The organism is Streptomyces sp. NPDC023573 (assembly GCF_055559735.1).
Genome location: NZ_JBVHKB010000012.1, coordinates 101,540 through 115,610, shown reverse-complemented (window position 1 = coordinate 115,610; position 14,071 = coordinate 101,540). Strand labels below are relative to the sequence as shown.

General features: G+C 68.3%; 9 protein-coding genes and 1 pseudogene. 3 read left to right on the top strand and 7 right to left on the bottom strand.

Going from position 1 to position 14,071, the window contains the following annotated elements; translation table 11 throughout:
- Positions 1 to 321 precede the first annotated feature (321 nt).
- The 7 genes from ACZ32T_RS31265 to ACZ32T_RS31235 all read right to left on the bottom strand — a co-directional run bounded on the left by ACZ32T_RS31265 (position 322) and on the right by ACZ32T_RS31235 (position 7,415).
- The gene (locus tag ACZ32T_RS31265; RefSeq protein WP_467267740.1) at positions 322 to 1,317 is read right to left on the bottom strand and encodes a carbohydrate kinase family protein; all 996 of its coding nucleotides are present in this window, start codon (positions 1,315 to 1,317) and stop codon (positions 322 to 324) included.
- Between the two features lie 185 nt (positions 1,318 to 1,502).
- On the bottom strand, positions 1,503 to 2,981 hold the full coding sequence (locus ACZ32T_RS31260; protein ID WP_467370418.1) for a glycoside hydrolase family 32 protein: 1,479 nt from the start codon (positions 2,979 to 2,981) through the stop codon (positions 1,503 to 1,505).
- Between the two features lie 81 nt (positions 2,982 to 3,062).
- Positions 3,063 to 3,671 (bottom strand): carbohydrate ABC transporter permease, encoded by a 609-nt coding sequence (locus ACZ32T_RS31255; RefSeq protein ID WP_467370416.1) that lies wholly within the window; start codon positions 3,669 to 3,671, stop codon positions 3,063 to 3,065.
- 41 nt (positions 3,672 to 3,712) lie between these two features.
- Positions 3,713 to 3,937 (bottom strand): hypothetical protein, encoded by a 225-nt coding sequence (locus tag ACZ32T_RS31250; protein ID WP_467370414.1) that lies wholly within the window; start codon positions 3,935 to 3,937, stop codon positions 3,713 to 3,715.
- 1 nt (position 3,938) lies between these two features.
- Complete coding sequence (locus tag ACZ32T_RS31245) at positions 3,939 to 4,874, bottom strand: carbohydrate ABC transporter permease (protein ID WP_467370412.1); 936 nt, start codon at positions 4,872 to 4,874, stop codon at positions 3,939 to 3,941.
- Between the two features lie 63 nt (positions 4,875 to 4,937).
- The gene (locus ACZ32T_RS31240) at positions 4,938 to 6,239 is read right to left on the bottom strand and encodes an ABC transporter substrate-binding protein (RefSeq protein WP_467267747.1); all 1,302 of its coding nucleotides are present in this window, start codon (positions 6,237 to 6,239) and stop codon (positions 4,938 to 4,940) included.
- Positions 6,240 to 6,380: 141 nt separating this feature from the next.
- On the bottom strand, positions 6,381 to 7,415 hold the full coding sequence (locus ACZ32T_RS31235) for a LacI family DNA-binding transcriptional regulator (protein ID WP_467267749.1): 1,035 nt from the start codon (positions 7,413 to 7,415) through the stop codon (positions 6,381 to 6,383).
- A gap of 262 nt (positions 7,416 to 7,677) precedes the next feature.
- Between ACZ32T_RS31235 and ACZ32T_RS31230 the strand changes: the two genes are divergently transcribed.
- The 3 genes and pseudogenes from ACZ32T_RS31230 to ACZ32T_RS31220 form a co-directional block, all read left to right on the top strand.
- Positions 7,678 to 10,611 carry a glycoside hydrolase family 32 protein gene (locus ACZ32T_RS31230; RefSeq protein ID WP_467370410.1) on the top strand — a complete coding sequence of 978 codons (2,934 nt, stop codon included), beginning with the start codon at positions 7,678 to 7,680 and terminating at the stop codon, positions 10,609 to 10,611.
- A gap of 116 nt (positions 10,612 to 10,727) precedes the next feature.
- On the top strand, positions 10,728 to 13,586 hold the full coding sequence (locus ACZ32T_RS31225; protein ID WP_467370407.1) for a GH32 C-terminal domain-containing protein: 2,859 nt from the start codon (positions 10,728 to 10,730) through the stop codon (positions 13,584 to 13,586).
- Positions 13,587 to 13,798: 212 nt separating this feature from the next.
- Positions 13,799 to 13,985: pseudogene (locus ACZ32T_RS31220) on the top strand (IS5 family transposase); the annotation flags it as partial.
- Positions 13,986 to 14,071: the final 86 nt, after the last annotated feature.

Below are 14,071 nucleotides of genomic sequence, written 5' to 3'. Positions count from 1 at the left end.
TGGTCTCCTTGGGAGCCCTCTGGGACTTTCCTGGGACTTTCGGCCGCATCAAAGGGCACAAGCGTGAAACAATCGAAAGGCCATTTCCCCAGGTCAGAGGCTGATGGTTGATCGTTCCTGCAGGTCAGCTGAGCGACTGGTCTCTTCCGGGACATCTGAAAGCCCGCAAAAATGGCACCGTCACACCCCTTCTGACCTGCACAAATGCGAGTTTAGGCGGGGTGTGACGGATTCCCTGGGACTTTTCTGGGGCTTCGAACCAGGAGCGACGGCTTCCGTGCACCGCGCAGCTGAAAGGCCCGTCGCCGAGGCTGAAGGTCTTCAGCCCCCGATCTGGGGCAGATGTGGTGGGGCACCGAATCGCAGCGTTGATCCGTCTGCCCAGGGTGGATTCGCGCCGGAAACCGAGCACGTCAAGGCTGCGACGTGGGCGGCGAAGGAGCAGGCGTCGGTGACGTCTTCAAGGGTCAGCTCGTCAAGCCGGCTGCCGAGATGTCCAAGGGCGGCAAGGCGGTGGAGGAGACCTGCGGTGAAGGAGTCGCCGGCGCCGACGGTGTCGACGATCACGACAGGTGGTGCTGGGACGGTGACGCGCCTGCCGTTCAGTGATACGAGTGCTCCGCGTCCGCCGAGTGTGATGACGATGAGGCGTGTTCCTGCGGCATGCCAGGTGTCGCAAGCCTCTTCGAAGCTGGCTCCGGGGGCGAGGATGCCGCAGTCCTCTTCGCTCAGTCGGAGGATGTCGGCGGCGGCGCACCAGCTGGGCAGGCGTTCTCGGTAGAGGGACGGCGGTACGAGCAGGGGGCGGACGTTGGGGTCGATGGACACGGTGGCCTGCTCGCGTGCCTGGGAGAGGTGGTCCTCGATGCGCCTGCCGCCGGGCTGTCGGACCAGGGCGAGGGAGCCTGTGTGGAGGCAGACGGCGTCGCCCTTCGTCACTTCTGCGAGTTCCTGGTCGGTCCATTGCCAGTCGGCGGCACCGTCGGCGTAGAAGGTGTAGGCGGCCTGGCCGGTCGCGTCGAGGTCGGCCACGGCGAGAGTGCTGGGTTCGGAGGTGTTCACGCTGGCGGTCAGGTCAACGCCGGAGGCGTTGAGGCGGGCGCGGAAGAGAGTTCCGAAGATGTCGTTGGAGAAGCGTCCGAGGAAGCGGGTTGGGGTGCCGAGCCGGGCGAGTGCGACGGCGGTGTTGGCGGGGCCGCCACCCGGCATAGCCCGCAATGCCAGCCCGTCGGGACCGGACCGGGCGGGCTCTGTGAAGATGTCGGCGACGCACTCGCCGAGAACGGTGATGCTGCCGGGGGACCCGGATCGGGCCATGGTGACTGTCTGCCTCTCAGGGAGGGCGCGGGGCTGCCGTCCCGCGCCGTGGGCGCAGCCGGGGCGAGGCGCTCGCGACGTGCTGCGTGGGATGTAGCTGACGGCGTGCGCGGCCTGCATGGGCACAGACGGCACCTGCCGCTCACTTGGACGGGCGGTGGGGCGGCCACCGCCCGTCCGGCTGATCAGGAACGCATGAGTGCAGAATTCTGCGCCTGGCCTGCCAGGATCGGTTCTTGCCGCACACCGCCGGTGGCCAGGTTCCATGCTTCGACGGTGAAGTCGCTGCGTCCGGCCCCTGTTGTACGGGCCTGCAGTCGCCACGGCCCGTCGGCGCGGGGATAGAACCTCAGCGTGAGGACCTGTCCGTCGCCGAGGTGGATCTCCGCGATCGAGCGGTCCACGATCACGCGCAGTTCGACGGGGGCGCCCCCGCGAGTCGCAGCGGGACAGGGGGCGGTGTACGAGCCTTTTCGCGCCCGCTGGTCCAGTGAGGCGTGGGTGCGGTCGACGATGAGCTGCCCGGATGCGGGGTGAAGGCTGATGTCGAGGTACTCGGAGCCGTCCGCAGAGGTGACCAGGCGCAGCCCGCTCGTGCCGGTGGGGTCGGGGGCCAGGGAGGCGATGAGGTCGAAGGTGCGGCCGACCTGTCCGAGTTCGGCCGGCTCGGTTCGTACGGCGTGCCCGGTGCGGTGCAGTACACGGGCGCTGCGCAGGGCCAGGAGTTCGCGGGCAGGGCGCTGGACGACGGTGCCGTCGGTGGTGATGCTCACCTCGCGGGGCAGGGTGAGGACGCCTGCCCAGCCCGCTTCGTGCACCCAGCCCTCGTCACGCGCTTCCCAGGCCCAGCCCCACAGAAGCCAGCGGTTCTCCCCGGGCACCTTCAGCAGGGCGGGGGCGTAGATGTCGGGGCCGTGGTCCAGGGGCACGGGGGAAGCGGCCGGTGTGAAGCGGCCGTTCTGTTCGCGGCCGGTGTGGACGGTGGTGTGGCTGGGGCCGTTCTGCGGGGTCCAGTCGCTGACGATCAGGATGCTCCGGTCGCCGAACGTCGCGTACTGGGGGCATTCCCAGCCGATCGGCTCGGTGCCGGGCGCGGCGTCGCTGGTGTGGAAGAGGCCGAGGTATGCCCAGGTGTCCAGATCGTCGGACTCGTACAGCAGCGCTGCTGCGCGCCCGTCGTCGAGGGCGGAGCCGACGAGCATCCGCCAGCGGTCGTCCTGCTGCCAGACGTAGGGGTCCCGGTACATGGTGGTTCCGGCGGGCGGGTCGGCGATGAGCAGTTCCGGGCGCTTGGCCCAGGTGCGGCCGTCGTCGCGCGATTCGGCGGTGGTGACGGGCTGCCACCAGCGGTCGTTGCGGTGGGCGGAGTAGAAGGCCACGATGCTGCCGTCGACGGAGACGGCGTTGCCCGAGTAGCAGCCGTCGGCGTCGTAGCCGCCCGGGGTGGGGGTGAGGGCGACGGGGAGGGGCTCCCAGTTGATCAGGTCCGGGCTGCGGAAGTGGCCCCAGTGCACGTTCGAGTGCTGTGGTCCGTGCGGGTTGTACTGGAAGAACACGTGGTAGTGGCCGTCGTGGAAGACCAGCCCGTTGGGGTCGTTGATCCAGTTGCGGGGCGGCCGCAGATGGATGGCCGGGAGGTGCGGGTCGGCAGGTGACGTGGGCACGTGGGGCCTTTCTCAGGGTGCGCGGAGCACGGGGGCATCACGAGGGCGAGGGCGACGAGCGGTGTGGTGCCGCTGTGCGGGTCAGCCCTTGACGCCGCTGGAAGCGATGCTGTTGACGAAGGAGCGCTGGAACGCGACGAAGAGCGCCAAGATCGGCACGGTGATCATGGAGGAGTACGCCATGATCTGGCCCCATCCCACGTTCAGCTGGAAGAAGTAGGAGATACCCACCATCACCGGCCGCAGTTCCTCGCTCTGCACGACCATCAGCGGCCACAAGTAAGAGTTCCAGGCCGGGAGGAAGGTCAGGATCGCGACGGTGGCGACGGCCGGTCCGGACAGCGGCATGACGATGCGGCGGTAGATGGTGAACCAGCCGGCGCCGTCCACGATGGCTGCCTCGTCCAGCTCCTTGGGGATGCTCTGGAAGTACTGGTGGAAGAAGAAGACCGAGAAGGCGTTGGCGACGAACGGCAGGATCTGCACCTGGTAGGTGTCCATCCAACCGGTGCTCCACTGGAGGTGGAAGCCGTTGACGCTCAGCAGCGGAAGCTGGTTGACCCACCAGACCAGCGGCAGGGCGAACGTCTCGAACGGCACTATGAGGGTGGCGATGACGGCGGTCAGGACGAGCTTGCGGCCGGGCCACCGCATGCGGGACAGGGCGAAGGCGGCCATGCTGTTGATCACGATGCCGAGCACCACCGTGCCGGCGGAGATCAGAACGGAGTTCAGCAGGAACCGTGCCGCGGGGACCCGCTCGAAGACTGCGGTGTAGTTGTCGAGCGACAGGGCTCCGATGGGCAGGGGAAGGCACTCAGGGAGTCCAGGTCGCCGAAAATCTGGTCGTCCGGCTTGAACGACGAGACGAGCATGAAGACGAGCGGGAGCGCGAAGACCAGGGCGAGCGCGATGCGGCCGGTGTGGCCGCCGAGGTGCTTGAGGAAGGCAGTCATGTCAGTCCTTCTCCCGGGTCAGGAAGCGCTGCACGAGGGACACGCTCAGTACGAGCACGAAGAAGATCAGCGAGATGGCCGCCGCGTATGCGGTCTGCTGCTGGTCGTAACCGGTGTGCACCGCCTGGTAGACGACGGTGGTGGTGGAGTCGAGGGGGCCGCCCTGTGTCATCACCCTGATCTGGGTGAAGAGGCTGAAGGCCGCGATCGTGATGGTGACGAGCACGAACGTGCGGGTGGCGCGCAGTCCAGGCCAGGTGACGTGGCGGAAGCGGTGCCAGCGGGTCGCTCCGTCGAGGTCGGCGGCTTCGTACAGCTCTGCGGGGATGGTCTGCAGCCCGGCCAGCCAGATGATCATGTGGAAGCCGACGCCCTGCCACACCGACATCAGGATGATGGCGGGCATCGCGGTTGCCGGGTCGCCCAGCCAGTCCGGCCCGTCGACGTGACCGAAGGTGAGCGCGGAGAGGACGTGGTTGACCAGTCCGTCCTTCCGGTAGAGGAAGGTCCACAGGAGGGACACCACGACCATCGAGGTGACGACCGGCAGGAAGTAGACGGTGCGGAAGAAGTTGATGCCCCGGACCTTGGCGTTGACGAGCAGGGCCAGTACCAGGGCGAGCCCGGCCTGGAGCGGGACGACGACGGCGGCGAAGTAGGCCGTGTTGCGCAGGGACTTGTAGAAGGTCGGGTCCTGGAAGAGCAGGGTGAAGTTCCTCAGTCCCACGAAGCGGGCTGGGGTGGGCGAGACGAGTCTGGCGTCGGTGAACGCCAGGGTGAACGCCAGAGCGACCGGTACAACGAGGAAGACGATCAGCAGCACGACGGCCGGGGTGGCCATGCCGAGGGCGGTGAGGCTTTCACGGCGACGGGCGTTGGTCGTTCGGGTTCGCCGGACCGGCCGCAGCCGCTCGGTGGCTGCGGTCTTGGTGGGCACGGTATCTCCAGAGGGTCGGTCCGGCTCGGACGGCAGGGTCTCGCCCGAGCCGGGCCGGGCGGGTCAGTTGGAGTAGTAGTTGTTCGTCTTCAGGTTGCTGTCGATGTCCTTCGCGGCCTGGCCGAGAGCGTTCTGCGGGTCGGCGCCAGCCAGGATGTCCTTGGCCGCCTTCTCGAATTCGGTGGAGATGTAGGGGTAGGCCGGAGTTGCGGGGCGCACCGTCGCGTACTCGCGCGCGAACTCGACGAGTACGTCGAACTTGCCGCCCGGCTGGTAGTCGGCGATCTGCTTTGCGGCGGCCTCGGTGGCAGGGATGGTGCTGGTGGCCTTGGCGTAGTCGGTGAAGTACTTGGTCTGGCGGGAGAACTTGAGCCACTCCTGCGCGCCGGCTTTGTTGGAGCAGGTGGAGCTCATCGCCCACTGCCAGGAGGCGCCGCCGATCTTGGGCCCTTCGCCGAAGTCGACCGGAGGGATGATCGCCAGGTCGTCGCCGAGCTTCTCGGCGTTCTTGGCGGCGTTCCAGCTGCCGTCCCACTGGATGGCGCTCTTGCCGGCGAGGAAGTCCTTGTTGGGGTCGGCTCCGGACTTCTTCGCCATGTAGTCCTTGGTCACCAGCGACTGGAACCAGGTGGCCCAGTCCACGGCGGCCTTGCTGTCGAGGGTGCCCGAGGCGCTCTTGTAGTCGCCGCGGTCGATCAGGTCCCCGCCGAAGCTCTGCAGCTGCGGGGAGTAGCCGTAGGACCACCACTCGCCGGTGCCGCCGGTGCCCATTTCCAGCGGGTACTCGAACTTGCCGCTCTTCTTCAGCTTGGCCAGTGCGGTGTCGAACTCGGCCTTCGTCCAGGGCTTGTCCATGGTGGCCACACGGATGCCGTGTTCTTCCAGTACGGATTTGCGGGCGAAGAAGGCCAGCGAGACGTCGTAGAAGCCGAACGCGTAGAGCTTGTCGTCGTACCGCCCGACGGTGCTTTCCAGCTGGCTGAGCACGGGCACTTCGCTGCCGGTGACGTCGATCGGGTCCAGGTAGCCGCCCCATGCCCAGTTCGCCACGTTGGGGCCGTCGACGTCGAGGAGGCAGGGCAGCTTCTTGGCGGAGGCGGCGGCCACGACCGAGTTGTTGTAGTCGCTCTGCGGGAACGCCTGCAGCTTGACCTCGTACTTGTCCTGGGACCCGTTGAAGTCCTTGATGATCTTCTTGACGACGTCGAGTTCCACCGAGTTGCCGGCGTTGTGCGTCCACAGGGTCAGCGTGTCGCCGCTGGCACCGGACGTGCTTGCGCCTCCTGAGGTGCATCCGGCGACCAGCGCGGTCGCCGCTGTGACAGCTACACTCGCAGCAGCGAGGCGTCGTGTTCTGAACAGCATGAGGTTCCTCCATCTCACTGAGGCGGGTCTTGCAGGACCCGCCCTGGCGACCGGTTGCGACGGTCGCTGTTCCTGGTGGTCGTCCCGCCACCCGCCCGACCATCGGTGCGGGTGGCGGGACGACTGTCTTGGGTGCCGGGGTCAGCCGCCGGCGGGTGCGGCGAGCGAGGCACGGCTCTGCAGCGGCATGGGCACGCGGTGCACGACCGCTTCGAGCGGGCCCGGGCGGAGGATCAGTTCCATCGCGAGGTGTCCCAGCCGGTAGTGCGGCAGCCTCAGTGTGGTGAGCGCCGGGCGCAGCACGGAGGCGATGTCCTGGTCGTCGAACGAGATGACCGACACATCGCCGGGCACCGACAGTCCCGCCTCACCGAGTGCCTGGTAGGCGCCGAAGGACACCCGGTCGGCCAGACACACCAGGGCGCGGGGCCGGTGGCCCGCCGCCAGCAGGGCGGACACCTCGCGGTGGCCGTCGAGGGTGTCCCAGTCGCACTCGACGACGCCCTCCAGGCGCGCTCCGCCCTCGCGGAGAATTTCCTCCAGGCCGCGCATGCGCTCGTTGCCGGCGACGATTCCCTCAGGGGTGGCGGGAACGGCCTGGTGGCCGCCGATCGCCCAGATTCCCTCGGTGTGACCGGCCGCGAGCAGAGCACGGGCCGCGTCGCGTCCGGCCTCGAACTCGTCCGGGACGACGGAGGGCGCGTCGAAGCCGGGGGCGAGGCAGTTCAGCAGGACCACCCGGCGGCCGAACAGTTCCTTGGGCGGGGTCACGTACCGGGTGAACATGGAGGCGTAGACCACCGCGTCGACCTGGCGGTCCAGCAGAGCATGGACCAGGGACGACTCGGCGACACGATCGCCGCCCGCCTCGGTGATGAACACCAGGTGGTCCTTCTCCCGGGCGGCTTCCATGGCGCCGCGGATCACGTCGCCCGCGAACGGTGTCGTGGTGATCCGGTCCGAGACGAACCCGATCGTCTGCGTGGACTTCGTCCGCAGGCTGCGCGCCGTGACGTTCGGGCGGTAGCCCAGCTCCCGGGCGGCCTCCAGAACGCGTTCGCGCGAGGCTTCGGAGATACGCATGTCGGTCCGGCCGGACAGGGCGAACGAAGCGGTTGTCGGCGACACACCCGCCTTGCGGGCGACGTCGGCCATGGTCACGCGACGCTCGGACATCAGAGGATCAGCCCCGTTCGGCTAAATCGGATTAGCAAGGTGTGACGAGATTGCGCCACCCGTCATGCACTGTCAACACCCCGGACATCTCGCCTGCGTAACGATGCGCTTTTGCGCCGTTTTAGGCATCTGTGGGGGTCACGAAGACGAAATCTGTGTGCGTTAGCTCTTGCTTTAGCGGCGCCGCCGCGCGAACCATGCCGACCCATCACCTAAATCGTATTGGCAGGGCGTCAGACTGCCGCACACTCCAGGAGCCCGTATGAGGAGAAGAACAGCCCTCAGGGTCGTGACCGCCACCGTCGGCGGCGCCGCCCTGCCCCTCTCGTTCGCTCCCGCCCACGCCGCTGCCGACGGACGGCCCGCCCTGCGAAGCCCCGTCGCACAGTGGGACTTCGACGAGCGCACCGGTTCCGTCGCCCGCGAGGCGGTGTCCGGATCCACGAACCCCGTCGGCTACGTCTTCGACGACGCCCGCTTCAAACCCGACAGCGATCCCGTACGCCGCCGCGGCGTACACGGCCGGGCGCTCTACTTCGACGGCTACTCCACCGTGATCACCGCAGAAGGGCCCGGCAAGCTCGACTTCACCAGAGGCATGGCCATCGACGTGTGGATCGCCCCCTACGCCTACGAGCACGGCATCGACGGCAAGCCCCAGGCCCTGGTCAACCAGCACGACCCGGAAGCCGGAACCGGATTCCTGCTCGGCCTGCGCCGCTTCGGCCAGATCGTCTTCCAGCTCGGATTCGGAACCCACCTGGTCGAGGCCAAAGGAGCCCCGGACCGGCCGGCCGCCAAGAACAGATGGACCCATGTCGCGGCCACCTATGACCCCTCGGCCCATCAACTGCGCCTCTACCGCGACGGACGGCTGATCGGAACGGAAACCACGCCCGGCCAGGCCCCCGTGCAGGCTTCCGGGGCACCCCTTCTCATCGGGAAGCACAACCGCCCCACCCTGCTCAACGGCGAGTTCCACGCCAACATGTACATGGGCCTGATGGACAGCCTCACCATCCGCCCGGGCACCCTGGACGACGCGGCAGCACACCGGGAACACGCCGCGAGAATCGCCGCGTTGCCCGGCCGCCGTGTGCCCCGCCCGGACCTCGCGCACGACCGGGCCCGCTTCGACGGCGACCGGCACCGCCCCCAGTTCCACATGCTGCCGCCCTGGCACTGGATGAGCGAGCCGCACGCGCCCGTCTACTTCAAGGGCAAATACCACATCTTCTACCAGCATGATCCGCTCGGCCCCTTCTGGGGGCAGATCCACTGGGGCCACGCGGTCAGCACCGACATGGTGCACTGGCGCGACCTCCCGATCGCCCTCGCCCCGGCCGCGGACTCCGCCGGCCCGGACGGCTGCTGGTCGGGCTCCGCCTACGTCGACGGCGACCGGGGACCGGTGCTCTTCTTCACCGGCGGCGACGACCGGCTCCGCTACCGCCAGCGCACCGGACTCGCCGTGTCCACCTACCAGGCCGACCGCGACACCGACCTGCCCACCTGGACGATGAAACCCCAGCCGGTCACCGAAGCCCCGGCAGCCCTGCCGGCCGGCCCCGGAACCGCGTGGGCGGAAAACTTCCGCGACCCCTTCGTCTGGGAAGAGGACGGCACCTGGTACCAGCTGGTCGGCAGCGGCATCGTCGACTACGACGGCACCCAGGTCACCCACAAACACGGCGGAACCGCACTCCTCTACACCGCCCGTCGGCCCGAAGGCCCGTGGACCTACCGGGGCCCGCTGCACCACAACGACCTCGCCACACTGCCGGAGCCCGGCGAGGTGTGGGAACTGCCCGTACTCCTCCCGCTCCCCGGACCCCGGGGCCGGCGCACCGGCAAGCACATCCTGCTGATCTGTCCGTGGTGGGAAGGCTTCAACCCGAACGCCGTCAAGCACACCTACTACTGGATCGGCACCTTCGACAAGCGGCGCCACCGCTTCGTGCCCGACCACGAAAAGCCCCGCGAGTTCGACCTCGGCGAGCACTTCACCGGCCCCTCCGGCTTCGTCACCCCCGACGGCAGGTCCGTGGTCTTCAGCATCACCCAGGACCGCCGCACCGAACAGCAGCACGCCCAGTCCGGCTGGGCGCACAACGCCGGCATGCCCGTGAGCCTCTCGCTGCGCAGGGACCACACCCTGGGCGTCGAACCGATCGCCGAGACGGCCGAGCTCCGCGTCGAGAAGCTCGCCCACATCCGCAACACCTCGGTCAAGGAAGCCAACCGGCGCCTGACCGGTGTCTCCGGCGACCTGCTGGACATCAGCGCCGTCATCGAGCCACGCGGCGCGCAAACCGTCACCCTGGCGGTCCGGGCCTGCGCCGACGGCACCGAGGAAACCCTGCTGTCCTACGACACAGCCACCCACCGCTTCCAGATCGACCGCAGCCGCTCCAGCCTCGACCCGGACGTGCGCAAGGGCATGCACGGCGGAAGCGTGGAACTCGACGGCGGGCAGCTCAGGTTGAGGGTTCTGCTCGACCGCTCGATGTTCGAGGCGTACGTGAACGGCAGCCACAGCCTCACCAGCCGCCTGTACCCCACCCGCCGGGACGCCACCGGCCTGCGCCTGACCAGTGAGGGCGGATCCGCGCTCGTGGTGTCCCTGGACGTCTGGCGCATGAACGGCGCCTACGACAGATCCGTCGCCCCCGCTGCTTACGACCCGCCTCGTCCCACGGACGTCGACGCCCTGCCCAACCACGACTTCGCCACCGGCGACCTCACCGGATGGACCGTCGTCTCGGGCACGACCTTCAGCGACGCCAACGTCAGCACCCGCCCTGACTGGGGCTGGGGCGGCCCCTTCTACCAGGCCGAGACCGACGACGACCCGACCGGTCACCACCTGTGGGGCTTCAACCCGGAGGCGGGCGGAGACGACGCCACCGGCGTACTGCGCTCGGCCACCGTGATCCTCGGCGGAGACGGAGTGATCGACCTGCTCGTCTCCGGCGGAGACAACCCCGACCAGCTCTACGCGGCCGTCGTCCGCGCCGACGACGGCAAGGTCCTCGCCAAGGCCACCGGCCGCGGCGCCGAACAGTACCGCCGCGTCGTCTTCGACCTCGCCGCCCACATCGGCGACCGGATCTACATCGAGATCGTCGACCGCGCCTCGGGCGGCTGGGGCCACATCAACGTCGACGACGTCAACGTCCCCGTCGAACGCCCCTGAGAAGCCCTCCCCAGAACGCGCTGTCCCTGGAAACACGCGACATGAGGGACAGCGTTCCGTCCACCCGCACACCGGAGGTTCGCATGCGAACGCGCTCCCCAGCGCACCACATACCAGTGACCAGCCGCACTCTGCTGCGCCTGCTGCTCGCCCTCGCGATATGCCTCGGCCTGACATCACCCATGATGGCCAGGACCGCCAGCGCGAGTGAGACCACCCTGTCCAACCCCGGCTTCGAGACCGGCGACCTCAGCGGCTGGACCGCCACCGGCGCCGCCTTCAACGGCGCGGTCACCGACGACCCGGGATGGGGGTGGGGATGCTGCTTCAACCAGGCAGGCACCCACCACCTCTGGGGATTCGCCGGCGGAGGCGACGCCGCCACCGGAAGCATCACCTCAGAGCCGTTCACGGTGAACGGCACCGGCATGGTCAGCGCACTGGTCTCCGGCGGCCGCGACGAATCCCGGCTGTACGTCGCTCTCACCACCCTGGACGGCACCGTCCTGCACAAGGCCACCGGCACCGAGGACGAGGCGTACCGCCGCGTCACCTGGGACGCCCGCGCCCACCTCGGCGAGCAACTGCGCATCACCGCGGTCGACCAGGCCACCGGCGGCTGGGGCCACATCAACCTCGACGACGTCCGCGTCGGCATCGACAAGGCGCCCACCCCCGCGCAGGAAGGTCTGGCAGCCCACTGGGACTTCTCCGAAGGACAGGGCACGACGACCACCGAGAAGATCAGCCAGGCTGCCGACCCGATCAGCTACGTCTTCAACGACGCGGTGGACAAGCCTGACAGCGCCCCGCTGTGGCGCACCGAACGCGAAGAGGAGGGCGTGCTCTCCGGCGCCCTCCTGTTCGACGGCTACTCCACCTGGGTGACGCGTGCCGCGTCCCAGACGCAAATTCCCACCGACGGCATGACGATCGAAGGGTGGGTCGCCCCGCGCGCCTTCGAATGGGGCGACGAAGGCAAGCCCTCCGCCATCGTCAACCAGCAGGACAAGGGAGCCAAGCGGGGCTTCTCCCTCGGCGTCGGACGGCACGGGGTGTGGGAGTTCGGCGTCGGCACCGGCGACAGCTGGTACGAGACGAAGGTACCCAAGTCCGCGGCCCTGGACGCCGGGAAGTGGGCCCACCTCGCCGCCGTGTTCGCACCGGGTGAAGGCGCCGTCAGGCTGTACATGAACGGCACGCAGGTCGCCCAGACCACCATCCCCACCAACGCCCGGCTCGCCAAGGCCGACGTCCCTCTGATCATCGGACGCCACAACCAGCCCGCCATCATCAACGGCACTTTCGCCGTCAACATGTTCAACGGTCTGATCGACGAAGTGAAGGTCCACACCAACCCGCTCACCCCCGCAGCCGTCACGGCGAGCCACAGCAAGGACCTGCAGACGTTCAGCGGGGGCAGCATCCCCAAGGCTCGCATGGCCATGGACCGCGCACGCTACGACGGCGACCGCTACCGTCCCGGCTACCACTTCACCGCCCCCAACCACTGGATGAACGAACCCCACGCCCCGATCCAGGTCAACGGCAAGTACCACCTCTTCTACCAGCACAACTCCCACGGCCCCTACTGGCACAACATCGGCTGGGGGCACGCGGTCAGTGAGGACCTGGTCCACTGGAAGGACCTGCCCGACGCCCTGGTCCCCACCGCCGACAGCGTGGCACCCGACGGCGTCTGGTCCGGCGACTCGACCCTCGACGAGAACGGTGTGCCCGTCCTGCTGTTCACGGCCGGGAACGACGCCCAGCGCCCCAACCAGGCGACCGGTCTCGCCCGCCCCGTCGACCCCAGCGACCCCGACCTGGTCGAGTGGAAGATGCACCCCACCCTGGTCACCAGTCAGACAGCCGATCTCAACGTCGGTGCCGGACGCAAGGTCCGCTTCGGCGACTTCCGTGACCCGTTCGTCTGGAAGGAGGGGGACACCTGGTTCCAGCTGATGGGCTCCGGCGTCCAGAACACCTCGGGCACCGACGTCGGTGGCACCGCTCTCCTCTACACCTCCAAGAACCTCACCGACTGGACCTACTCGGGCCCCCTGATGGTCGGCGACGTTGCAGCCCACCCCAAGACCGGCCAGGTCTGGGAACTCCCCACCTTCCTGCCCATCGGCAAGGACGGACAGGGCCGCCAGCGCCGGGCGCTGCTCATCAACCCGGCCTTCCCCGCCGGCCCCGGCGAGTACAGCAGCAAGTTCGTCTACTACTGGGTCGGCACCTGGGACGCCGGCGCCCGCCGGTGGACACCCGACACGACCGAACCCAAGCTGATGGACTACGGCGACCACTTCACCGGCCCCAGCGGAACCGTCGACGACAAGGGACGCTCCCTCGTCTTCAGCATCGCTCAGGACCGCCGCACCGAACGCGCCCACTACGACGCCGGCTGGGCCCACAACGCCGGCCTCCCCATCGAACTGAACATGCGGCCTGACGGAGACCTCGGCTTCCGCCCCGTGGAGGAGGTCTCCCGCCTGCACACCGGCGAACCGCTGCTGAGCATCACCGCACCGACGTCCGTCAACGACGCCAACACACGCCTGGCAGCCGTCAAGGGCAACATGCTCCACATCAAGCTGACCATGGAACGAGGCACCGCCGACACCTTCGGCCTCGACGTACTCCGCAGCCCAGGAGACGAAGAGCGAACCCGCCTGTTCTACGACGCACCCGCAGGACAGCTGGGCGTCGACCGATCCCGCTCCGGGAACAACTCCAGCGCAGAACCCGACTTCGGCATCCACAAGGGGCCGCTCACGCTCTCGGAGGGCAACCTGACCCTCGACGTGTTCCTCGACCGCTCGATGATCGAGGCATACGCAAACTCCCACAAGTCCATCACCACCCGCGCCTACCCCTTCCGTCAGGACTCCCTCGGCCTGCGACTTTTCGGTGACGGCAGCGTCATCAAGTCCATGACCGTCTGGAAGATGGGCAACATGACCGACTGACCCGACCGCACGTACGGAGGGCACGGTGGTACTCCGCTGCCGTGCCCTCACCTCCTCCTCGGCCCACAGTCTTGCCGCTGTGGGCCGAGAGTGTTTCCAGAGGTCCGGGCATCGGACTGGAGCGCGTGCCTGACCAGCCGTCCGCTGTCGTACATCGACGATGTCTCAACGACGGTACAGAAGGAGATGTCCGACATCAGCCTGAGGCCTGCCGCGCCCACCAGCATGCGGCCGGGGCCCGCACACAGGGCGACCTGCGGAAAGGGCCACCAGGTGGCCTGTTCACCGAGCCCAGTGATCACGAGCCGGGAAGGTCGCGCGGCGGAGTCAGCACCAAGCCGCGTCTGGCGGTCGAGCAAGGCCAGAAGCCCATCGATCGTGTTCACGGCCGGGCAGCGCGTGACTGGCCGCGAACGTCGCAGGCCGCCGGTGGCGGCAGCCGCCTCTGCATGGGGCGGTTTCTCGATGGCGTGCTCGTGCCTGCG

Coding starts and splice junctions, on each gene's coding strand:
- ACZ32T_RS31230 (WP_467370410.1), top strand. CDS start 7,678: ATGAGGAGAAGAACAGCCCTCAGGGTCGTGACCGCCACCGTCGGCGGC.
- ACZ32T_RS31240 (WP_467267747.1), bottom strand. CDS start 6,239: ATGCTGTTCAGAACACGACGCCTCGCTGCTGCGAGTGTAGCTGTCACA.
- ACZ32T_RS31265 (WP_467267740.1), bottom strand. CDS start 1,317: ATGGCCCGATCCGGGTCCCCCGGCAGCATCACCGTTCTCGGCGAGTGC.
- ACZ32T_RS31250 (WP_467370414.1), bottom strand. CDS start 3,937: ATGACTGCCTTCCTCAAGCACCTCGGCGGCCACACCGGCCGCATCGCG.
- ACZ32T_RS31235 (WP_467267749.1), bottom strand. CDS start 7,415: ATGTCCGAGCGTCGCGTGACCATGGCCGACGTCGCCCGCAAGGCGGGT.